General features: G+C 51.6%; 38 protein-coding genes. All 38 read left to right on the top strand.

What is annotated here, in order from left to right:
• Positions 1–735 (top strand): EF-Tu C-terminal domain-related protein (locus LX24_RS13070; RefSeq protein WP_243131743.1); only part of this gene is annotated, 735 nt, incomplete at its 5' end.
• A 42-nt stretch (positions 736–777) separates the two neighbouring features.
• The gene (gene rpsJ, locus LX24_RS13065) at positions 778–1,086 is read left to right on the top strand and encodes a 30S ribosomal protein S10 (RefSeq protein ID WP_166512590.1); all 309 of its coding nucleotides are present in this window, start codon (positions 778–780) and stop codon (positions 1,084–1,086) included.
• 158 nt (positions 1,087–1,244) lie between these two features.
• On the top strand, positions 1,245–1,874 hold the full coding sequence (rplC, locus tag LX24_RS13060; RefSeq protein WP_166512589.1) for a 50S ribosomal protein L3: 630 nt from the start codon (positions 1,245–1,247) through the stop codon (positions 1,872–1,874).
• A gap of 30 nt (positions 1,875–1,904) precedes the next feature.
• The gene (gene rplD / locus LX24_RS13055) at positions 1,905–2,528 is read left to right on the top strand and encodes a 50S ribosomal protein L4 (protein WP_166512588.1); all 624 of its coding nucleotides are present in this window, start codon (positions 1,905–1,907) and stop codon (positions 2,526–2,528) included.
• Positions 2,528–2,815, top strand: a complete 288-nt coding sequence (rplW, locus tag LX24_RS13050; RefSeq protein WP_166512587.1) for a 50S ribosomal protein L23 — start codon at positions 2,528–2,530, stop codon at positions 2,813–2,815. Before rplD ends, rplW begins: the two co-directional genes overlap by 1 nt.
• 60 nt (positions 2,816–2,875) lie before the next feature.
• Positions 2,876–3,700, top strand: a complete 825-nt coding sequence (rplB, locus tag LX24_RS13045; RefSeq protein WP_166512586.1) for a 50S ribosomal protein L2 — start codon at positions 2,876–2,878, stop codon at positions 3,698–3,700.
• Between the two features lie 36 nt (positions 3,701–3,736).
• Positions 3,737–4,021 carry a 30S ribosomal protein S19 gene (gene rpsS, locus LX24_RS13040; RefSeq protein ID WP_166512585.1) on the top strand — a complete coding sequence of 95 codons (285 nt, stop codon included), beginning with the start codon at positions 3,737–3,739 and terminating at the stop codon, positions 4,019–4,021.
• 21 nt (positions 4,022–4,042) lie between these two features.
• Positions 4,043–4,387, top strand: coding sequence for a 50S ribosomal protein L22 (gene rplV / locus LX24_RS13035; protein ID WP_166512584.1), 345 nt, complete (start codon positions 4,043–4,045; stop codon positions 4,385–4,387).
• Position 4,388: 1 nt separating this feature from the next.
• The gene (gene rpsC / locus LX24_RS13030; protein ID WP_166512583.1) at positions 4,389–5,054 is read left to right on the top strand and encodes a 30S ribosomal protein S3; all 666 of its coding nucleotides are present in this window, start codon (positions 4,389–4,391) and stop codon (positions 5,052–5,054) included.
• A 6-nt stretch (positions 5,055–5,060) separates the two neighbouring features.
• Positions 5,061–5,495, top strand: coding sequence for a 50S ribosomal protein L16 (rplP, locus tag LX24_RS13025; protein ID WP_166512582.1), 435 nt, complete (start codon positions 5,061–5,063; stop codon positions 5,493–5,495).
• Positions 5,485–5,688: a 50S ribosomal protein L29 gene (gene rpmC, locus LX24_RS13020; RefSeq protein WP_166512581.1), complete on the top strand. Its 204-nt coding sequence runs from the start codon at positions 5,485–5,487 to the stop codon at positions 5,686–5,688. Before rplP ends, rpmC begins: the two co-directional genes overlap by 11 nt.
• 53 nt (positions 5,689–5,741) lie before the next feature.
• A complete protein-coding gene (gene rpsQ / locus LX24_RS13015; protein WP_166512595.1) occupies positions 5,742–5,990 on the top strand; it encodes a 30S ribosomal protein S17 in 249 nt (82 codons plus the stop codon).
• A 44-nt stretch (positions 5,991–6,034) separates the two neighbouring features.
• The gene (gene rplN / locus LX24_RS13010; protein WP_166512580.1) at positions 6,035–6,403 is read left to right on the top strand and encodes a 50S ribosomal protein L14; all 369 of its coding nucleotides are present in this window, start codon (positions 6,035–6,037) and stop codon (positions 6,401–6,403) included.
• A gap of 29 nt (positions 6,404–6,432) precedes the next feature.
• Positions 6,433–6,759, top strand: coding sequence for a 50S ribosomal protein L24 (gene rplX / locus LX24_RS13005; RefSeq protein ID WP_166512579.1), 327 nt, complete (start codon positions 6,433–6,435; stop codon positions 6,757–6,759).
• Between the two features lie 24 nt (positions 6,760–6,783).
• Positions 6,784–7,326, top strand: a complete 543-nt coding sequence (gene rplE / locus LX24_RS13000) for a 50S ribosomal protein L5 (protein WP_166512578.1) — start codon at positions 6,784–6,786, stop codon at positions 7,324–7,326.
• A gap of 33 nt (positions 7,327–7,359) precedes the next feature.
• Positions 7,360–7,545 carry a type Z 30S ribosomal protein S14 gene (locus tag LX24_RS12995; RefSeq protein WP_166512577.1) on the top strand — a complete coding sequence of 62 codons (186 nt, stop codon included), beginning with the start codon at positions 7,360–7,362 and terminating at the stop codon, positions 7,543–7,545.
• 21 nt (positions 7,546–7,566) lie between these two features.
• Positions 7,567–7,965, top strand: a complete 399-nt coding sequence (gene rpsH, locus LX24_RS12990; RefSeq protein WP_166512576.1) for a 30S ribosomal protein S8 — start codon at positions 7,567–7,569, stop codon at positions 7,963–7,965.
• A gap of 25 nt (positions 7,966–7,990) precedes the next feature.
• The gene (rplF, locus tag LX24_RS12985) at positions 7,991–8,536 is read left to right on the top strand and encodes a 50S ribosomal protein L6 (protein WP_166512575.1); all 546 of its coding nucleotides are present in this window, start codon (positions 7,991–7,993) and stop codon (positions 8,534–8,536) included.
• 21 nt (positions 8,537–8,557) lie between these two features.
• Positions 8,558–8,923, top strand: a complete 366-nt coding sequence (rplR, locus tag LX24_RS12980; protein WP_166512574.1) for a 50S ribosomal protein L18 — start codon at positions 8,558–8,560, stop codon at positions 8,921–8,923.
• Positions 8,924–8,952: 29 nt separating this feature from the next.
• Positions 8,953–9,453: a 30S ribosomal protein S5 gene (gene rpsE, locus LX24_RS12975; protein ID WP_166512573.1), complete on the top strand. Its 501-nt coding sequence runs from the start codon at positions 8,953–8,955 to the stop codon at positions 9,451–9,453.
• Between the two features lie 12 nt (positions 9,454–9,465).
• Positions 9,466–9,645, top strand: a complete 180-nt coding sequence (rpmD, locus tag LX24_RS12970) for a 50S ribosomal protein L30 (protein ID WP_166512572.1) — start codon at positions 9,466–9,468, stop codon at positions 9,643–9,645.
• A 12-nt stretch (positions 9,646–9,657) separates the two neighbouring features.
• Positions 9,658–10,101, top strand: a complete 444-nt coding sequence (gene rplO, locus LX24_RS12965; protein WP_166512571.1) for a 50S ribosomal protein L15 — start codon at positions 9,658–9,660, stop codon at positions 10,099–10,101.
• A gap of 10 nt (positions 10,102–10,111) precedes the next feature.
• A complete protein-coding gene (gene secY, locus LX24_RS12960) occupies positions 10,112–11,380 on the top strand; it encodes a preprotein translocase subunit SecY (protein ID WP_166512594.1) in 1,269 nt (422 codons plus the stop codon).
• A gap of 13 nt (positions 11,381–11,393) precedes the next feature.
• Positions 11,394–12,140: a type I methionyl aminopeptidase gene (map, locus tag LX24_RS12955; RefSeq protein WP_166512570.1), complete on the top strand. Its 747-nt coding sequence runs from the start codon at positions 11,394–11,396 to the stop codon at positions 12,138–12,140.
• 94 nt (positions 12,141–12,234) lie between these two features.
• Positions 12,235–12,525 carry a KOW domain-containing RNA-binding protein gene (locus LX24_RS12950; protein WP_166512569.1) on the top strand — a complete coding sequence of 97 codons (291 nt, stop codon included), beginning with the start codon at positions 12,235–12,237 and terminating at the stop codon, positions 12,523–12,525.
• A 21-nt stretch (positions 12,526–12,546) separates the two neighbouring features.
• Positions 12,547–12,765, top strand: coding sequence for a translation initiation factor IF-1 (gene infA, locus LX24_RS12945; RefSeq protein ID WP_166512568.1), 219 nt, complete (start codon positions 12,547–12,549; stop codon positions 12,763–12,765).
• Between the two features lie 53 nt (positions 12,766–12,818).
• Entirely contained in the window at positions 12,819–12,932 is a 114-nt protein-coding gene (gene rpmJ / locus LX24_RS12940; protein ID WP_015617898.1) for a 50S ribosomal protein L36, read from the top strand.
• Between the two features lie 20 nt (positions 12,933–12,952).
• Positions 12,953–13,324 carry a 30S ribosomal protein S13 gene (gene rpsM, locus LX24_RS12935; RefSeq protein WP_166512567.1) on the top strand — a complete coding sequence of 124 codons (372 nt, stop codon included), beginning with the start codon at positions 12,953–12,955 and terminating at the stop codon, positions 13,322–13,324.
• 13 nt (positions 13,325–13,337) lie between these two features.
• The gene (gene rpsK, locus LX24_RS12930) at positions 13,338–13,727 is read left to right on the top strand and encodes a 30S ribosomal protein S11 (protein ID WP_166512566.1); all 390 of its coding nucleotides are present in this window, start codon (positions 13,338–13,340) and stop codon (positions 13,725–13,727) included.
• Positions 13,728–13,749: 22 nt separating this feature from the next.
• On the top strand, positions 13,750–14,376 hold the full coding sequence (rpsD, locus tag LX24_RS12925; RefSeq protein ID WP_166512565.1) for a 30S ribosomal protein S4: 627 nt from the start codon (positions 13,750–13,752) through the stop codon (positions 14,374–14,376).
• A gap of 57 nt (positions 14,377–14,433) precedes the next feature.
• Positions 14,434–15,381 carry a DNA-directed RNA polymerase subunit alpha gene (locus tag LX24_RS12920; protein WP_166512564.1) on the top strand — a complete coding sequence of 316 codons (948 nt, stop codon included), beginning with the start codon at positions 14,434–14,436 and terminating at the stop codon, positions 15,379–15,381.
• 12 nt (positions 15,382–15,393) lie between these two features.
• Complete coding sequence (rplQ, locus tag LX24_RS12915) at positions 15,394–15,732, top strand: 50S ribosomal protein L17 (RefSeq protein WP_279233227.1); 339 nt, start codon at positions 15,394–15,396, stop codon at positions 15,730–15,732.
• 71 nt (positions 15,733–15,803) lie between these two features.
• Positions 15,804–16,646 carry an energy-coupling factor transporter ATPase gene (locus tag LX24_RS12910; RefSeq protein WP_166512562.1) on the top strand — a complete coding sequence of 281 codons (843 nt, stop codon included), beginning with the start codon at positions 15,804–15,806 and terminating at the stop codon, positions 16,644–16,646.
• A complete protein-coding gene (locus tag LX24_RS12905) occupies positions 16,628–17,494 on the top strand; it encodes an energy-coupling factor transporter ATPase (RefSeq protein ID WP_166512561.1) in 867 nt (288 codons plus the stop codon). The genes LX24_RS12910 and LX24_RS12905 overlap by 19 nt, the downstream gene beginning before the upstream one ends.
• 4 nt (positions 17,495–17,498) lie before the next feature.
• Positions 17,499–18,296 (top strand): energy-coupling factor transporter transmembrane component T family protein, encoded by a 798-nt coding sequence (locus tag LX24_RS12900; protein WP_166512560.1) that lies wholly within the window; start codon positions 17,499–17,501, stop codon positions 18,294–18,296.
• Positions 18,297–18,371: 75 nt separating this feature from the next.
• Positions 18,372–19,115, top strand: a complete 744-nt coding sequence (truA, locus tag LX24_RS12895) for a tRNA pseudouridine(38-40) synthase TruA (RefSeq protein ID WP_207706616.1) — start codon at positions 18,372–18,374, stop codon at positions 19,113–19,115.
• A gap of 134 nt (positions 19,116–19,249) precedes the next feature.
• Positions 19,250–19,681 (top strand): 50S ribosomal protein L13, encoded by a 432-nt coding sequence (rplM, locus tag LX24_RS12890; protein WP_166512558.1) that lies wholly within the window; start codon positions 19,250–19,252, stop codon positions 19,679–19,681.
• Between the two features lie 25 nt (positions 19,682–19,706).
• A complete protein-coding gene (gene rpsI, locus LX24_RS12885; protein WP_166512557.1) occupies positions 19,707–20,099 on the top strand; it encodes a 30S ribosomal protein S9 in 393 nt (130 codons plus the stop codon).
• Positions 20,100–20,114 lie beyond the last annotated feature (15 nt).

Below are 20,114 nucleotides of genomic sequence, written 5' to 3'. Positions count from 1 at the left end.
CTTTTGAGCCAGTATGAATTTCCCGGGGACGACGTGCCCGTAATTACCGGCTCTGCTTTAAAAGCACTGGAATGCGGCTGCGGCAAGCGTGACTGCCAGTGGTGCAAGAGCGTTTGGGAACTGATGGACGCTGTTGACGCCTACATTCCCGATCCCGAGCGTGATATAGACAAACCGTTCCTGATGCCCGTGGAAGACGTATTCACCATCACCGGGCGGGGCACCGTGGCCACGGGTCGTATCGAGCGTGGCACCATTAAGGTGGGCGAAGAAGTGGAAATCGTGGGCCTCATGGACAAACCGCGCAAGACTGTAGTCACCGGCGTGGAAATGTTCCGTAAGATTCTGGATCGCGGCGAAGCCGGCGACAACGTGGGCTGCCTGCTGCGGGGCGTAGAGCGCAAAGAGATTGAGCGCGGCCAGGTGCTGGCCAAACCGGGCAGCATTAAACCGCATACCAAATTCCATGCTGAAGTATACGTGCTGACCAAAGAAGAAGGCGGCCGTCATACCCCGTTCTTCAACGGTTACCGCCCGCAGTTTTACTTCCGCACCACCGACGTGACCGGCGTGGCCAAACTGCCGGAGGGTGTGGAAATGGTTATGCCCGGTGACAACATTAAAATTGACATCGAGCTGATCACTCCCATTGCCATAGAAGAAGGTTTGCGTTTCGCCATCCGTGAAGGTGGCCGTACCGTGGGTGCCGGTGTGGTTACCGGTATTAATGAGTAAGTTTTATTTACTCTTTTCTTCCAGGCGAAAGGAGGTCAGTGCATGAAAAATCAAAAAATCCGTATCCGGCTCAAGGCGTATGATCACCACATGCTGGACCAATCGGCCCAGAAAATAGTGGATACCGCCCGGCGGACCGGTGCCAATGTGGCAGGCCCTGTGCCTCTGCCCACGGAAAAAAATATATACACCATCCTGCGTTCCCCACACGTCAACAAAGACTCCCGGGAACAGTTTGAAATGAGAACCCACAAGCGGTTGATTGACATCATGGAACCCACACCCAAAACGGTGGACGCGTTGATGCGCCTTGATCTGCCTGCAGGTGTGGATATTGAAATCAAACTATAGTAACTAGCATTAAAAACAATAGATAGCAGTCTCGAAGGTCAAGTTCAGCGCATGTGGCAAACCTCGTCAAGGCGGCCAATACGTTGAACCGCTGACGGCATCGAAAAGCCTAGCATATACGGCAGTACTTCGAGCAGGCTCGGGAGGTGCATGAAAGAATGCCCAAAGCAATATTGGGTAAAAAGGTTGGCATGACCCAAATATTTACCGATGAAGGTATCGCCGTGCCGGTAACCGTTATCGAAGCCGGACCCTGTACGGTGGCCCAAAAGAAAACCATTGCCAAAGATGGTTATAACGCTATTCAATTGGGTTTTGGTGAAAAGCGGGAAAACCTGTTTAACAAACCCATGAAAGGCCACTTTGCCAAGGCGGGTATTAAGCCCAAGCGTTATTTGCGGGAAGTTCGCGTTGATGATATTGATGCTTACGAAGTGGGCCAGGAAATCAAAGCGGACATCTTCACCCCCGGCGAAAAAGTGGATGTTGTGGGTACCACCAAGGGACGCGGTTTCTCAGGCGGTATCAAACGCCATGGATTCCATCGTGGCCCCATGGCACACGGTTCCAAGTATCACCGGCGGCCCGGTTCGCTGGCGGCCAAAGGCCCGGCCCGGGTGTTCAAGGGCAGGAGACTGCCGGGACATTACGGCGCCGAGCGGGTAACCATACAGAATTTAGAGGTTGTCCGGGCGGATGCCGGGCAAAACCTGCTGGCTGTTAAGGGAGCCATTCCGGGCCCGCGCGGCGGTCTGGTCATGGTCAAACAATCCGTTAAAGCCAGGTAACGGCGGCGCAGCGAAAGGAGGAAGTCATTCATGCCCAGAGTTGCCATGTATAATATAAACGGTGACCAAGTCGGGGAAATCGACTTAAAGGATGAAATATTTGGTATTGAGGTGCACCAGCAGGCTCTGCATGATGCAGTAACCATGCAACTGGCCGGTAGACGGCAGGGCACCCACGATACCAAAACAAGGGCCGAGGTCAGCGGCGGGGGTCGTAAACCGTATCGCCAGAAGGGCACCGGCCGGGCCCGGCACGGGTCTATACGTTCACCCATCTGGCGTGGCGGCGGCATTGTTTTTGGACCGCACCCGCGCAAATACAGCTACCGGATTCCCAAAAAGGTACGCCGTTTAGCTATGAAATCGGCACTGTCATCCAAGGTGAAGGGCGGCACTATTGTGGTGTTGGAGGAGCTTAAACTGGATGCCCCCAAAACCAAGGATATGGTAAAAATACTGAAGAACCTCAATGTGGATAGTAAAGCTTTGGTAGTGACAGCCCAGCGGGATGACGCGGTTTACAAATCGGCACGTAACATACCGGGTATTAAACAGTTAAGCGTTCCGGGACTGAACGTGTATGATTTACTGGCTCATAAAACGCTGGTAATTACCAAGGATGCAGTGGCCAGGGTTGAGGAGGTGTTTGTTTAATGAAAAATCCTCGTGATATTATTAAAAAGCCGGTGGTCACTGAAAAAAGTATGGGCCTGGTGGAGGAAAACAAGTACACGTTTATTGTGGATATGGGTGCCAACAAAATTGAGATTCGCCAGGCTGTGGAAGAATTGTTTAATGTTAAAGTTGACAAGGTGCGTACCATGCGGGTGAAGGGCAAGACAAAACGGGTACGTAACCGCTGGGGCAAAGCGCCTGACCGTAAAAAAGCCATTGTTACCCTTAAAGAGGGCCAAAAGATTCAACTCTTTGAGGGTGTTTAGTGAAATGACCCTTCGCTTTCATTATAGTGGACGCGGGGGTGCGATAAGGAGGGAAACCAGGTGGGGATTAAAAAATTCAAGCCCACATCGCCGGGTCGGAGGTTTGTAACTGTATCGACCTTCGAGGAAATAACCGCCACCGAACCGGAAAAGTCCCTGCTGGAACCGCTTAAAAGAAAAGGCGGCAGAAATGCCAGCGGCAGAATAACCGTTCGTCATCGTGGTGGCGGGCACAAAAGGAAGTACCGGTTAATTGACTTTAAACGGGATAAGGATGGTATACCGGCCAAGGTTGCCACCATTGAATACGATCCCAACCGCTCGGCACGGATAGCCCTTTTGCATTATGCCGACGGTGAAAAACGTTATATAATTGCACCGGTGGGATTGCAGGTGGGACAGACGGTGGAGTCCGGGCCCGATGCCGATATCAAAGTGGGTAATGCCCTGGCTTTGCGCAATATCCCGCTGGGTACGATGATCCATAACATTGAGCTGCATCCCAAGGGCGGCGGCCAACTGGTGCGCTCCGCCGGCGCTGCGGCGCAGCTTATGGCCAAGGAAGGTAAATACGCCCACGTGCGCATGCCTTCGGGCGAAATGCGTTTGATATTACAGGACTGCCGGGCTACCATCGGCCAGGTGGGCAATGTGGATCACGAAAACATTTCTATCGGTAAAGCCGGTCGCTCTCGCTGGCTGGGCAAGCGCCCGACAGTACGCGGTGTGGTTATGAACCCTGTGGACCACCCCCATGGTGGTGGTGAAGGCCGCTCACCCGTCGGCAGGAACCCGGTTACTCCCTGGGGTAAACCGGCGCTGGGCGCACGTACCAGGAAGAAGAAACCCAGTGATCGCTTAATTGTCAAGCGGCGCGGTAAATAATATGTATATGTACAGGTGCAGGAAGGAGGCCAGCCGATGGGTCGCTCTCTAAAAAAAGGCCCGTATTGTGACGAGAAACTCCTTAAAAGAATCCGAGAGATGAACGAAAAGGGCGATAAAAGGGTCATTAAGACCTGGTCCCGCCGTTCCACCATTTTCCCGGATATGATCGGGCATACCATTGCGGTGCATGATGGTAGAAAGCATGTTCCCGTATATATTACCGAGGATATGGTCGGGCATAAATTAGGCGAATTCGCCCCCACGAGGCTTTTCAGGGGACACGGATCACATACTGAAAGGTCTACGGCTTTGAAGTAAACGTGTAAAGGGGGTAAAACCATGCAAGAAGCAAAAGCGGTGGCGAAATATATTCGTATCTCCCCACGTAAAGTACGTCAGGTTATTGACATCATCAGGGGTAAGGATGTGCAGGAGGCTCTGGCTATTTTAAAATTTACACCCAAGCGGGCTTCGGTACCCGTAGCCAAAGTGGTTAAATCAGCAGCTGCCAATGCCGAACATAATTATGATATGAACAAGGATAACCTGTATGTGGCCGCTTGTTATGTAGACCAAGGACCCACCTTAAAGCGGTGGCAGCCCCGGGCAATGGGCCGCGCGGATGTACTGCGTCACCGTACCAGCCACATTACCGTGGTACTAAAAGAAAAGAAGGAGGGTTAGTGTGGGCCAGAAGGTAAATCCGATCGGATTGCGTATAGGCATCATAAGGGACTGGGAAGGCAAATGGTATGCGGATAAAAAGAATTTTTCCGCTCTTTTGCTGGAGGATTACAATATCCGCAAGTTTGTTAAAAAGAAACTGTATGCCGCCGGTATTGCCCGGATCCAGATTGAACGGGCCGCCAATAAAATAAAATTATCCATTCACACCGCCAAACCGGGTATTGTTATCGGACGCGGTGGTGCCGAAGTGGAGAATTTGCGTAAACAACTGGAACAAATGACCGGCAAGCATGTCAACATTAACATAGTTGAAATAAAGGTGCCCGAAATCGACGCTCAATTGCTGGCGGAAAATGTTGCTTCCCAGTTGGAAAGAAGGATTGCTTTCCGCCGGGCTATGAAGCAAAGTGTTGGCCGGGCCATGAAGATGGGGGCCAAGGGGATTAAGATCTCCTGCAGCGGCCGGCTGGCCGGGGCGGAAATTGCCCGGACGGAATGGTACAGTGAGGGCAAAGTACCCCTGCATACATTGAGGGCGGATATTGATTACGGTTTTGCCGAAGCAAATACAACTTACGGAAAAATAGGAGTAAAGGTTTGGATATATAAAGGAGAAGTTTTGCCGGAAGTAAGAAGAACCGCTGCCGGTAAAGGAGGCGAATAGGCTTAAATGCTCATTCCAAAAAGGGTAAAATACCGCAAGCAGCGCCGCGGACCAATGCCCTCGGGTAAATCCAAGGGGGGCAATGAGGTCCATTTCGGGGAATACGGGTTAAAAGCCCTGGAGCCTGGCTGGATTACCAACAGGCAAATTGAAGCCGCTCGTATTGCCATGACCCGTTATATCAAGCGGGGCGGTAAAGTGTGGATTAAAATATTTCCTGACAAGCCAATAACCAAGAAGCCGGCTGAAACCCGTATGGGTAGCGGCAAGGGAGCCCCCGAATGGTGGGTGGCGGTGGTTAAACCCGGCCGGATATTGTTTGAACTGGCCGGGGTCAGTGAAGAAGTTGCCCGGGAGGCCATGCGCCTGGCCTCGCACAAGTTACCCATTAAAACCAAGTTTGTAAGACGTGGGGAAGTAGGTGAGGCAAGTGAAAGCTAAGGAACTGCGTGATATGACAGTTGAAGAATTGCACAAGAAAATGAACGATACCAAAGACGAATTGTTCCGGTTACGCTTTCAATTGGCTACCGGACAACTGGATAATCCCATGCGTATAAAAGAAGTGCGCAGAAATATTGCCCGCGTCAAGACTGTGATCAGGGAACGGGAAATTGGTATCAAGCGGGCATAGTAAAAACATAATATCCCGGCAGGAAGGGGGTAGCCAGGTTGACGGAGCGCAATATGCGCAAATCTCAAACCGGTGTGGTGGTAAGCAATAAAATGGATAAAACCGCGGTTATCGCAGTGGAAACACTGGTCAGACACCCGCTTTACGGCCGCACCATCAGGCAAACCAAGAAATACAAGGCTCATGATGAACAAAATATGTGCAATATCGGCGATAAGGTAAGAATAATGGAAACCAGGCCCTTGTCCAAGGATAAGCGGTGGCGTGTGGTGGAAATATTGCGCAGGGCGGAGCAATTGTAGCCGCCGGTAGCCCGCCGGTTATTGTGCGAAGGAGGCTAACTTAAGTGATTCAAGTACAGTCTATGCTTAGAGCAGCAGATAATACCGGTGCTCGAAAGCTGATGTGTATTCGTGTACCGGGCGGTTCTATGCGCCGGTATGCCAGCCTGGGTGATGTGGTAATCGCCTCCGTCAAGGAAGCCACACCAGGCGGCGTTGTTAAGAAGGGTGACGTGGTCAAAGCAGTTATCGTGCGCACCAAAAAGGAAGTGCGGAGACCCGATGGGTCCTACATTAAATTCGATGAAAACGCCGCAGTAATTATTAAGGATGACGGAACTCCACGTGGCACTCGTATATTTGGGCCCGTGGCCCGGGAATTAAGAGAGCATGATTATATGAAAATCGTCTCCCTGGCCCCGGAAGTATTGTAGTAGATGCCGCTACAGGAGGTGTAACGGATATGACCAAACCCAAAGTGCATGTGCGTAAAGGCGATACAGTGTTGGTAATTCGGGGCAAAAGTGCAGGTAAAAAGGGCAAGGTGTTGGAAGTTCAACCCCTGAAAAGCCGTGTTATCGTGGAAGGGGTTAACAAGGTAAAGCGCCATATCAAGCCCAGCCGTAGCATGCCGCAAGGCGGTATTACGGAAAAAGAGGCACCTATCCACAGCTCCAATGTGATGCTGTATTGCAATAAATGCAACAAACCCACCCGGGTGGGCAAAAAAATACTGGAGGACGGCAAAAAGGTTCGCCAGTGCAAGAAATGCGGGGAAGTGCTCAACTAACCTGCGCGGAAGGAGGGTATTGGTGTGCCTAGGCTTAAGGATAAATTCAAAGATGAAGTTGTTAAGGCGATGATGGAACGTTTCGGCTATAAAAACCCCATGCAGGTGCCCAGGTTGGAAAAGGTAGTTGTCAATATGGGGGTGGGTGAAGCCATTCAGAACAGTAAGGCCATTGACGCCGCTGTCAATGATTTGATGATTATCACCGGCCAGCGTCCCGTGGTGACGAAAGCGAAAAAGTCCATTGCCGCCTTCAAACTGCGTGCCGGAATGACCGTCGGCTGTAAGGTCACGCTGCGTGGTGACCGTATGTACGAGTTTGTTGACAGGCTGTTTAATATTGCCCTGCCGCGGGTGCGCGACTTCCGCGGGATATCCCCGAAGTCATTCGACGGGCGCGGCAATTACACCATGGGCGTACGGGAACAGCTTATTTTCCCTGAGATAGAATATGATAAAATCGATAAGGTCAGGGGTATGGATATAATCTTTGTTACCACGGCCCGGACAGACGAGGAAGCACGGGAGTTGCTCCGTTTACTGGGTATGCCCTTTAAAGCTGCCTGATGATATTATTTTATAGCCAAAGGAGGGAAATGTGTGGCGAAAAAGTCGATGATCGCCAGGTCCAAGCGCCCTCCCAAATTTTCAGTGCGGGCGCACAACAGGTGCAATATTTGTGGCCGGCCTCATGCTTACATGCGCAAGTTCGGGATTTGCAGGGTATGTTTCCGGGAGTTGGCATATAAAGGCGAGATACCCGGACTGAGGAAGGCCAGTTGGTAAAAGGAAGGAGGTATTCCTTAGATGGTGATGACTGATCCTGTTGCCGATTTTTTGACCCGTATCAGAAACGGCAATATGGTTTATCACGATAAAATTGAAGCACCCGCTTCCAGGGTGAAGCGAGCCATTGCAGAAATTCTCAAACAGGAAGGTTTTATCAGGGATTACGAGTATATCGAGGACGGCAAACAGGGTATTCTTCGTGTTTACCTCAAGTACAATGCCGGTAAAGAACGGGTTATTACCGGTCTCAAGCGTATATCCAAACCAGGTTTGCGGGTCTATGTCCGCAAGGATTCCATTCCCAAGGTGCTGGGTGGGCTGGGCATTGCCATAATATCCACCTCCCGGGGGATTATGACAGACAAAAAAGCCCGTAAAGAGGGCCTCGGCGGCGAGGTAATCTGCTACGTCTGGTAGCGCGGGGGCATAGGAGGTGTAAGGCATGAGCAGAATCGGCAAAAAACCGGTGCCGCTTCCCGATAAGGTCACGGTCACGGTGGAAGGAAATACCGTCCGGGTCGAGGGACCCAAAGGGAAGCTGGAAAGAGAGTTTCACCGGGACATGCAAATCAAATTTTTAGATGATCGTACCATGGTAGTGGAAAGACCATCGGACAATAAATTGCACAGGTCTTTACACGGTCTAACCCGCACCCTGCTCAACAATATGGTGCAGGGCGTTGCCAACGGATTCCAGAAAAATTTGGAACTGGTGGGTGTGGGTTACCGGGCTGCCATGCAGGGCAATAAACTGGTATTAACCGTGGGTTATTCACATCCGGTGGAGATCGAACCACCGCAGGGAATACAGATTGAAGTGCCTACTCCAACCAAAATATGTGTCAAGGGTATAGACAAGGAATTGGTTGGTGCCATTGCGGCCAATATTCGTGCGGTAAGGGAACCCGAACCTTACAAGGGTAAAGGTATTAAATACGAGGGTGAACATATCCGCCGCAAGGTAGGCAAAGCCGGGGTTAAACGTTAACGGGGGAAGGAGTGAAGTGGCATGATTAATAAGCCTGATCGTAATGCGCTGCGCAAGAAACGTCAGCAGCGTGTGCGTAACAGGGTAAAAGGCAGCGGCCAGCGTCCCAGGCTGAACGTGTACCGCAGTCTCAACAACATATACGCCCAGATAATTAATGATGAACGCGGTGAAACCCTGGTGACCGCGTCGTCCCTTTCGCCCGAAATAAAAGGTACGGTTTCCGGGGGCAACAAGGAGGCGGCTGCAGCAGTGGGTAAACTAATTGCGGCCAAGGCACTGGAAAAGGGTATCAAAAAAGTGGTGTTTGACCGGGCTGGTTATGTATATCACGGGCGGGTCAAGGCCCTGGCCGATGGAGCCAGGGAGGGCGGCCTTGAATTCTAAGATGTATCGGTTAAAAAGGAGGGGAAACGGTGTCAAGATTTGAACCACCCAAGTCCGAGTTTTCCGAAAAAGTAGTATTTATCAATCGCGTGGCTAAAGTGGTCAAGGGCGGCAGGCGGTTCAGCTTTTCGGCCCTGGTAGTTGTCGGAGACGAGAAAGGCACGGTTGGTGCCGGTCTGGGCAAAGCCAGTGAAGTGCCTGAAGCTATACGGAAGGCTGTGGAAGACGCCAAGAAAAAGCTTATTCACGTACCATTTGCGGGATCTACCATTCCGCATGAAGTGATTGGACGGTTTGGCGCCGGTAAGGTACTGTTAAAACCTGCCGCACCCGGTACCGGCGTTATTGCGGGCGGTCCCGTAAGGGCTATTATGGAGCTGGCCGGTGTAAAGGATGTACTGACCAAGTCCCTGGGCTCCAATAATGCCAATAATGTAGTGCGTGCCACTTTTGAAGCCATTAAAATGCTGAAAACGCCGGAACAGGTAGCCCGCATGCGCAATAAATCAGTGGAAGAACTGCTGGGTTAGGGGGTTTTAGTTGTGGCCAAGTTGAAGATTACCCTGGTCAGGAGCGTCATTGGGCGCCCGGAGACCCAAAGAAAAACTGTGCGCGCCCTGGGGCTTAAAAAGACCAACAGCTTTGTAATTCAGGAAGATACACCCCAGATAAGGGGCGCCATCAGCAAAGTGTCCCATTTACTAAAAGTGGAGGAAGTGTAAAGGAGGTGCACCATGAACCTGCATGAACTGAAACCCACCCCTGGATCCCGGCGCAAACCCACCCGTAAAGGCCAGGGCATCGGATCCGGATTGGGTAAAACCGCCGGGCGTGGCCATAAAGGTCAAAAAGCCCGCAGCGGCGGCGGAGTAAGACCCGGATTTGAGGGCGGCCAAATGCCCTTGCAAAGACGTATGCCCAAGCGGGGATTCACCAATGCACCTTTTAAAAAGGAGATTACCACAGTTAACCTGGATAAACTGAATCGCTTTGAAAATGGTACCGAGGTGACCCCGGAAGTTTTATTGGAAGCCAGAGTGATCAGAAAAATACAGGACGGGGTTAAGATACTGGGCGAAGGCAACCTGGAAAAACCATTAACCATTAAGGCCCATGCATTTAGCAAGTCGGCGCTGCAAAAAATCGAGGCCGCCGGCGGCAAGGCCGAGGTGATATAAAATGCCTCAGATGCTGGACGGCTTGAAGGGTGCCTTTAAGGTCAGTGAGCTGCGCACCAAGCTTTTGTTCACCTTATCCATGATCTTTATATTTCGGGTGGGAGCACACATACCCGTACCCGGGGTGGATGTTGACGCGTTTCGTGAACTGATCAGCACCGCCGGTATAATATTGGGTTTCTTTGATGTTATTTCCGGCGGCGCCTTCAAGAGTTTTTCCGTTTTTGCCATGAGCATTATCCCTTATATTAATGCCTCCATTATTATGCAGCTACTGACAGTGGTTATTCCGCATCTGGAACGCCTGGCCAAGGAAGGCGAAGAGGGACGCAAGAAAATTTCACAGTATACCCGTTATTTTACGGTGGTACTGGCTTTTTTGCAGGCCGTCGGTATGAGTGTAATGATGGGCAACTACGGGGTTTTGCATAACCCGGGCTTTTTCAGCTATGCTGTAATAGTATTCACCCTTACGGCAGGTACAACTTTACTGATGTGGATCGGTGAGCAGATTACCGAACGGGGTGTCGGCAACGGTATTTCACTGCTGATATTTGCCGGTATTGTAAGCCGCTTGCCGTCCGGTATCCAGAACTTATACCTGCAGCTTGAGGCCGGCACCATAAATGTGCTCAGCCTGCTTATCTTGCTGGTTATCGGTGCTCTGGTCATTGCCGCGGTGGTAGCTGTCCAGGAAGGCCAAAGGCGGATTCCCGTACAATACGCCAAGCGTGTGGTGGGGCGCCGGGTTTACGGCGGCCAAACCACTCACCTGCCCCTTAAAGTGAACCAGGCTGGCGTGATACCGGTAATTTTTGCTTCCTCGTTACTAATGTTTCCCGAACAAATTGCCCGGTGGTTCCAGGGCTCAGCCATTGCGCAGTTTTATGTAAATTACTTTGGCTGGAATTCAGCAGCTCACACTATACTTTATGCTTTGCTGATTATTGGATTTACTTATTTTTACACTGCAGTAATCATGAACCCCGTGGATATGGCCGACAACATCAAAAAGTACGGCGGCTTTATTCCCGGTATCAGACCGGGGCGACCAACAGCTGAATATATTGCCAGGGTAATGAATCGTATCACACTGGCCGGGGCTGTTTTCCTGGCATTAATAGCCATCCTGCCCAACTTTGTATTGCTGGCCACCAGGATACCGAATATTTATTTTGGCGGCACGGCCCTTCTCATTGTGGTTGGTGTGGCTCTGGACACCATGAAACAAATCGAGTCACAGCTTTTAATGCGCAGCTACCAAGGATTTATCAAGTAGCCGGGGTGTACGTATGATTATCTGTAAATCCGAACGGGAATTATCCTATATGCGCAAGGCCGGTCAGGTGGTGGCGGGTGCCCTGGAAGAATTGGCCCGGGTGATTAAACCCGGGGTAACCACTGCGGAACTGGACCGGATAGCCGAGGAGTATATCCTGTCCATGGGTGCCACCCCGGCCTTCAAAGGATTATATGGCTTTCCAGCCACTATATGCGCGTCGGTTAATGAACAGGTGGTACATGGTATACCTGGTTTAAGAGAATTGGAAAACGGGGATATTATTAGTATTGACATTGGTGCGGAAATAAATGGATATTACGGTGATCATGCCCGGACCTTTGCTGTAGGCGAAATTTCTGCCCAGCTGCAAAAATTACTGGATGTAACCCGTGAATCGCTTGCGGTGGGTATTAGTATGGCCAGGTGCGGCAACCGGCTCTCCGATATATCCCATGCAGTACAAACTTATGTGGAGAAAAACGGTTTTTCCGTGGTCAGAGATTACGTGGGGCACGGTATCGGCAGCCAAATGCATGAGGAACCCCAGGTACCTAACTATGGCCGGCCCGGACGGGGGCCACGGCTTAAAGCAGGCATGACATTAGCGATAGAACCGATGGTAAATATGGGCACATATCATGTGCAAACTCTTCCGGATAATTGGACAGTGGTGACAAGGGACGGCCAACCGTCGGCTCACTTTGAGCATACCATTGTTATTACCGACGGCGAGCCGGTGATACTGACATTGCCGTAACAGTCTGTGCCTGCCGGTGACCAAGACCTTGGGCAAGGTGTTCGAACAAAGGACTGTGTATATACGCGCTGGTTGAGCGGGAGGTTGGTTGTTAATGAAAGTCAGGATAACTCCGGGGCAACTGGTGGAACCCAAGGCCGGGCGGGACAGTGGCAGTTTTTATCTGGTGATTGACGTTATTGATGGTAAATATGTGCTTGCCGTCGATGGCATGGTTAGACGATTGGAGAATCCCAAAAAAAAGAACATTAAACATCTCATTATACACCCGCAGATCGCCGGGGAGATTGTTGATAAGTTGAAATCAGGCCAGCGCATTAGTAACGCTGAAATACGCAGGGCTATTTTGCGCCTGATGGGCAACGCGGAAGAGCCGCCATTTTAAAGGAGGTTGGTTTTTTATCTAATGTCAGGTAAGGATGTTATAGAAATGGAAGGTACCGTAATTGAGCCGTTGCCCAATGCCATGTTTCGGGTGGAACTGAAAAACGGCCATAAGGTACTGGCTCACGTGAGCGGAAAAATCAGAATGAATTTTATCCGAATTTTAGCCGGGGACCGGGTGATGGTGGAACTATCCCCGTACGATTTAACCCGGGGTCGTATTGTCTACCGCTTTAAATAGTTACAGGCAATAACGATACATGTCTTTCAACTAAAGGCCGAGGAGGTTGAACAATGAAAGTCAGGCCTTCTGTGAAACCGATCTGTGAAAAATGTAAGATCATCCGCCGGAAAGGCAAAATTATGGTGATATGTGAAAACCCCAAGCATAAACAAAGGCAAGGGTAAGTTGGAGGTGTTTGAAAAGAATGGCACGTATCGCGGGTGTGGATTTACCGCGGGATAAAAGAGTGGAAATTGGTCTTACCTATATTTTTGGTATTGGTAAGCCCACTTCGCAAAAAATTCTAGAACAAACCGGAGTTAATCCCGATACCAGAATCCGGGACCTGACTGAGGACGAAGTTAACAGGTTAAGGGATGCCATTGAAAAGAACTACCATGTAGAGGGCGACCTGCGCAGGGAAATAGCCATGAACATCAAGCGGCTGATTGAAATCGGCTGCTACAGAGGCTTGCGCCATCGCCGCGGGCTGCCGGTACGGGGCCAAAACACTAAGAACAACGCCAGGACCCGCAAAGGACCGAAACGCACCGTTGGCGTACGCAGGAAGAAGTAGGGGGGTGAAATAAATGGCACGTAGAACAACCAGAACCAGAAGAAAGGAACGTAAAAATATTGATCGTGGTGTGGCCCACATCAAGTCCACCTTTAACAATACCATAGTTACCATCACCGATACCAAAGGTAACGCCATCTCCTGGGCCAGTGCCGGCGGGGTTGGTTTTAAAGGATCAAGGAAGAGCACCCCCTTTGCAGCCCAAATGGCCGCTGAAAAAGCTGCCCGGGAGGCTATGGAACATGGCATGAAAGAGCTGGAAGTGACAGTGAAGGGACCCGGTGCGGGTCGCGAAGCCGCCATTCGTTCCCTCCAGGCAGTGGGCCTGGAAGTTAGCGTAATTAAAGACGTTACACCTGTTCCCCATAACGGATGCCGGCCGCCCAAGCGCCGGAGAGTATAAGAGGAGGTGTAGTGAAAAGCTTATGGCAAGATATACGGGTGCGCAGTGCAAGCTGTGCCGTCGCGAAGGTCAAAAGCTGTATCTTAAAGGTGACCGCTGCTATACCGGTAAATGCGGTATTGACCGCCGTAGTTATGCCCCCGGTCAGCATGGTCAGAGTCGTAAAAAGATTTCCGAGTACGGACTGCAGTTAAGGGAAAAACAAAAAGCCCGTCGCTTCTACGGTATATTGGAAAAACAATTCCGGAATTATTATGTAAAAGCCGCCAGGCAGCCTGGTGTGACCGGTGAAAACCTGTTACGCCTGCTGGAGCGCCGTTTAGATAACGTGGTATACCGCCTGGGTTTGGCCGCCTCACGTAACGAGGCCCGCCAGTTAGTGCGTCACGGTCACTTTGTTGTAAACGGGCGCAAAACCAATATTCCTTCATTCCTGGTACGGGTGGGGGATGAAATTGTTGTACGTGAAAAAAGTAAGGAATCGCCGCGGGTTAAAGAATTGATTGAACGTGCTGCTGACAACACACCCCCGGCATGGCTGGAATACGACGCCGAGCAATTAAAAGGCCGGGTGGTGGCGCTTCCCTCCCGGGAGCAGATAGATGCCCCCGTTCAAGAAACCCTGATTGTGGAGCTATACTCCAAGTAGTACGGGTTTATCAGGGATAATCCCATTCCGTCCTAAGGAGGGGTTTAAATCTCAGCTATGTTGGAAATTGAGAAGCCTAGAATCGAATGTGTGGAAACCGATGATGAACAGCATTATGGAAAATTTGTTGTTGAACCGCTGGAAAGGGGTTATGGCATTACCCTGGGCAATTCCCTCAGGCGTATTTTGCTGTCCTCACTGCCCGGCGCGGCAGTAACCTCGGTAAAAATAGAAGGGGTTCTGCATGAATTTTCCACGGTGCCCGGTGTAAAGGAAGATGTTACTGACATTATCCTGAACCTCAAAGCCCTTTGCCTGAAAATGCACACCGATGAGGAAAGGGTTATGCGTATTGAGGCCCAGCAGGAAGGACCTGTAACGGCCGGTGATATTTTGACCGATCCGGACGTGGAGATACTAAATCCGGATTTGCACATTGCCACCCTGGCCGATGACGGGCGTTTGTTTATGGAAATGACCGTTTCCAAAGGCCGCGGTTATGTATCCGCTGAACGTAACAAAAAAGGCGATCATATTATCGGGGTTATTCCGGTGGATTCGATATTTACCCCCGTGCGCAAAGTAAATTACCAGGTGGATAATACCAGGGTGGGGCAGCGTACAGATTACGATCAGTTAACCATGGAAGTCTGGACGGACGGTAGTATCAGACCAGATGAAGCGGTCAGTCTAAGTGCCAAGATATTAAGCGAGCACCTGCGGCTTTTCATTGGTTTAACCGAGTCTACGGACGAAGTTGAAATCATGGTGGAGAAGGAAGAAGAACAAAAGGATAAAATACTGGAAATGCCCATTGAGGAACTGGATTTAAGTGTACGTTCATATAACTGTCTGAAACGGGCGGGAATCAACACCGTGGAAGAGTTGGTTCAGCGCAACGAGGAAGATATGATGAAGGTGCGCAACCTGGGCAAAAAGTCACTGGAAGAGGTCATGAATAAACTGGCCGAATTGGATTTGAAACTGCGCGATGACGATGATTAAGGAGGGATGAAGGTGGCTTACGCTAAATTGGGCCGCAACACTGGCCATAGAAAAGCTATGTTGCGTAACCTGGTGACTGCTCTGTTCCGTGATGAACGTATTACCACCACCGAGACCCGAGCCAAGGAAGTTAGAAGAATTGCTGAAAAGATGGTCACCCTGGCCAAGCGGGGGGACCTTGCCGCTCGCCGTCAAGCACTGGAGTACATTTATGAGGAAAGAGTGGTACGTAAACTTTTTGATACCTATGGCCCCAAGTACGCCGAACGCCAGGGGGGTTACACCCGAGTAGTCAAACTGGGTTACCGGCGTGGTGATGCCGCCCAGATGGCTCTTTTGGAACTGGTTTAATAGTCTTTTGCTGACCGGGAAATCGCAACCAGCGGTTTCCTCTTGGCATTTATAGGCGGGGAGTTATTGCTATGCCCGGTCAAAGAAACTTGCTTATTGAGCTGCAAAGGGTATCCTACAGCTACCCCGCGGGTAATTCTCCCGTCCTGCAGGATATAAATGCCCGGGTGGAAAAAGCTCAGTTCATTGCAGTGATCGGTCCCAACGGGTCGGGTAAATCCACTCTGGCCAGGATAATGGCGGGTTTATTGACTCCCACCGGCGGGCGGGTACTGGTGGACGGTATGGATACGGCCGTGCCGGATACCCGTAAAGAGATACGCCGGCGCGTTGGATTGGTGTTGCAAAATCCCGAAAACCAGCTGGTGGCCGCGGTGGTTGAGGAAGACGTGGCCTTTGGCCCGGAAAACCTGGGATTGCCGCCGGGCCAGGTGCGCCATCGTGTGGAGGAGGCGCTGTCCGCGGTAGGCTTGGGGAAAATGCGCCAGCGCCCGCCGCACATGCTCTCCGGGGGGGAAAAACAGCGTTTGGCCATTGCCGGTATACTGGCTCTGCGCCCGTTATGCGTGGTGCTGGACGAACCCACCTCCATGCTTGACCCCCTGGCACGGCAAGAGGTTTTTCAGGTACTGCGCCGTCTTGCGGCCGGTGGTACCGCTGTGGTACTGGTTACCCACCATATGGATGAAGCAGCCGTCGCTGACCGGGTTTGGGTACTGGGTCATGGCAGTATGCTGGCCGATGATAAGCCGGCAGCGGTATTCAGTGAGGTTAAACTGCTGCATGATCTGGGTTTGGCGTTACCCGAGGCGGGGGAACTGGCCCGGTGTATGGCCGGGCATGGTCTTGAGCCGCCCGCGGGTATCTGCACCCTGGATGATATGGTGGAGTATTTATGCAGTGTATTGAAGTAGAGAGACTGACCCATGTATATCTACCCGGCACGCCCCTTGAAAATGTGGCCCTGCGGGATATTGAACTGACGGTGCATGAAGGTGAGTTTATAGCTCTGGTGGGAGCGGCCGGAAGTGGCAAATCAACTCTGGTACAGCATTTCAACGGCTTGCTGTTGCCCACTGCCGGCCGTGTACGGGTTTTTGGCACGGATACTACCGATAAAAAACACCGCCAGGGGTTATGGAGCCAGGTGGGGCTGGTATTTCAATTTCCGGAAAGACAAATTTTCAGTGCCACTGTGTTTGATGATATTGCCTTTGGCCCCCGGAATATGGGGTGGGATAGGGCGAAGGTGGCCGGCCGGGTTAAAGAAGCGCTGGCCCTGGTGGGACTTCCCGAAGCAATACAAACCGCAGACCCGGCTACGCTCAGCGGGGGAATACTGCGGCGGGTTGCCATAGCCGGAGTGCTGGTTATGCGCCCCCGGGTGCTGGTTTTGGATGAACCCGGCGCCGGTCTTGAGCCCAGGGCCAGACAATTCATTCTGGCCGGTCTTAAGGACCTTCAGGTGCGGCTGGGCACCACTGTGATATTAATCACCCATTTCCTGGAGGATGCAGCCGCCTATGCCGACCGGGTAGTGGTACTAAAACGGGGAGAATTGTTATGCGACGGTAAAACCCGGGAAGTGCTCAGTCAAAGGCAAGTGTTACAAGAAGCCGGTCTCAAGGCGCCATTTGCCGTGGAACTGGCCCAACGGTTAAATGCCGCCGGCATAAACCTGCCCGCAGTGCCCTTAACCCTGGCGGAAGCCGCTCGCTTGTTGTGCGGGCTCATGCAGCCACCGGAGCCGGGACGGAGGTAAAACAATGATCAAGGGTATTTCCATGGGGCAATACCTGCCGGCCTGTTCACCGGTGCATCGCCTGGACCCCAGGGCCAAGCTGTTGTGCACGGTCATGGCGGTTCCCGCCGTGCTGGTGACCTATAACACCATCGCCCTGGTCCTGGTATCTATGTGGGTACTGCTGGCCGCGGCATTTTCGGGAATAAAACCGGGTGTGTACTGGAGCAGTCTTAAGCCTTTATGGGTGCTCCTGCTGGTAAGCTTTGTACTACAGGTTTTTTTTACTCCCGGTGAAGCGGTTTTAACCGCCTGGTTTATTAAAATATCCCGGGAAGGGCTGGTCAACAGTGGATGGTTGTTGTGGCGCATCAGTGTACTGTTGATAGCGGCCGCTGCCCTTACCTTTACCACTACGCCCCTGCAACTGACTGCAGCGCTGGAATGGTTGTTGTCACCGCTGCGCCGGGTGAAAGTACCGGTGCGGGAATTAGTCATGATGATTAATTTGGCGTTGCGTTTTGTGCCCACCCTTTTTGATGAGGCCAGGCAGTTGTTACTGGCGCAGCGTTCCAGGGGCGCTGATTTTACCCGTGGCGGTATCAAGGAACGCGCCGGCAGGCTGGCTCCCTTTATTGTACCCCTGCTGGCAAATATCTTCAGCCGGGCCGATGAGTTGGCTCTGGCCATGGAAATCCGGTGCTATGAGGTTGGTGCCCGGCGCTCCCGGATGCATGTACTGCGGTTCGGGCCGGCTGACTATACAGCGCTACTGGTTACCATGGCTGTTGTGCTGGCGGTGGCGGCCATGCGTGTGCTGTGATATATGCATTAAAAACTCGCGCCGGACATCTGCTATAATGCCAAAGCAATGATAACTTTTACGCGAGGTGGTCCGTTGCGGAATATTAAGTTAACCGTGGCCTATGACGGCACCAATTACCACGGGTTTCAGGAACAGCGGGGCACCGGGCTGGCCACTATACAGGAAACTTTGGAACAATGCCTTGGCCGCCTGGCGAGGCGGCGAGTGCAGGTAATCGGTGCGGGGCGTACCGACTCGGGGGTGCATGCCCGGGGCCAGGTAGTTAATTTCGATGCATCGGGGTGGCCCATACCGGTGGAACGAATACCACTGGCGCTAAACGGCCTGCTGCCCGGGGATATTGTGGTGACCCAAGCCCGGGAGGTGGAGGAAAATTTCCATGCCCGTATCTGCGCCCGTTCTAAAACATACCGGTATACAATATGGAACAGCGGGATCCCTTCGCCCTTTCACCGCCTGTATAGCTGTTTTTGGCCGGTATCCCTGGATGCTGAGGCCATGTCCGCGGCCTGTACATACCTCGAAGGCACCCATGACTTTAAATGTTTTCAGGCCTCGGGTGCCACCGTTAAAACCACGGTACGCACATTGTATCAAGCCCGGGTTATACGTGAAGGTCCAGTGATACACTTTGTTTTTAACGGCGATGGTTTTTTGTACAACATGGTGCGTATCATGGCCGGGACGTTATTACAGGTGGGTATGGGCAAAATCAAGCCCGAATCAATAAAAACCTTAATTGAATCCCGTAAGCGGGCGCTGGCCGGCCCGACGCTGCCCCCCCAGGGTTTATGTCTTGAGCGTGTGGAATATTAGAGCTATAAATTCATTTACCTTGACACTGGTAATGCTATGTATTAAAATATTTATATGTGTGACCTAATGGCGACCGACGAGCCCCCGGTTGGCCGGTAAGGTTTCTTTTCATCACACGGGAGGTAATAAATAGTATGAGGACGACATATATGGCCAAACCCGCCGATGTACAGCGCAAGTGGTACATCATTGACGGTGAAGGCAAGGTGCTGGGACGTGTGGCTGCTGAGGCCGCCAGGCTATTAAGAGGTAAGCATAAGCCAATCTTCACACCCCATGTTAATACAGGCGACCATGTAATTATTATTAATGCTGATAAAGTGGTACTTACCGGTGATAAATTGCGCCAGAAGATGTATTACCGGCATTCCGGTTACCCTGGCGGATTGAAAGCCACCAGATACGATAAACTGATGCAGGAAAAACCCGAACTGGCCGTTTACAAGGCAGTTACCGGCATGTTGCCCCATAACAGCCTGGGCAGGGATATGGCTAGGAAATTAAGAGTGTACCGTGGCAGTGAACACCCCCATGAGGCCCAAAAGCCGGAAGTTTGGGAAATGTAACGGTTGAAAAGGAGGAACTTTTTCAGTGGCCCTAGTTCAGTTTTACGGTACCGGACGCAGGAAAGACGCCGTAGCCAAGGTTTTTCTTCGTCCCGGTGAAGGCAAAATCACAGTTAACAATAAAACTCTGGAAGAATATTTTGGCCGCAAGACTCTGCAAATTATTGCCCGCCAACCGTTGGAGTTAACCGGTACAGGGAGTCGCTTTGATGTCATGGCCAAGGTGCTGGGCGGCGGCGTCAGCGGCCAGGCCGGTGCGGTTAAAATGGGTATTGCCCGGGCATTGATAGAGGCGGATCCCAATTTGAGGCCGGTGCTTAAAAAAGCCGGATTCTTAACCCGTGACCCGCGTATGAAGGAAAGGCGTAAATACGGCCTGAAAAAGGCCCGGCGTGCTCCGCAGTACTCCAAACGTTAGTACCATCATCAATTT

Source organism: Desulfallas thermosapovorans DSM 6562 (assembly GCF_008124625.1).
GTDB lineage: Bacteria > Bacillota > Desulfotomaculia > Desulfotomaculales > Desulfallaceae > Sporotomaculum > Sporotomaculum thermosapovorans.
Note: the sequence above shows the minus strand (reverse complement) of the source record. Positions and strands in the feature narration are given on the sequence as shown.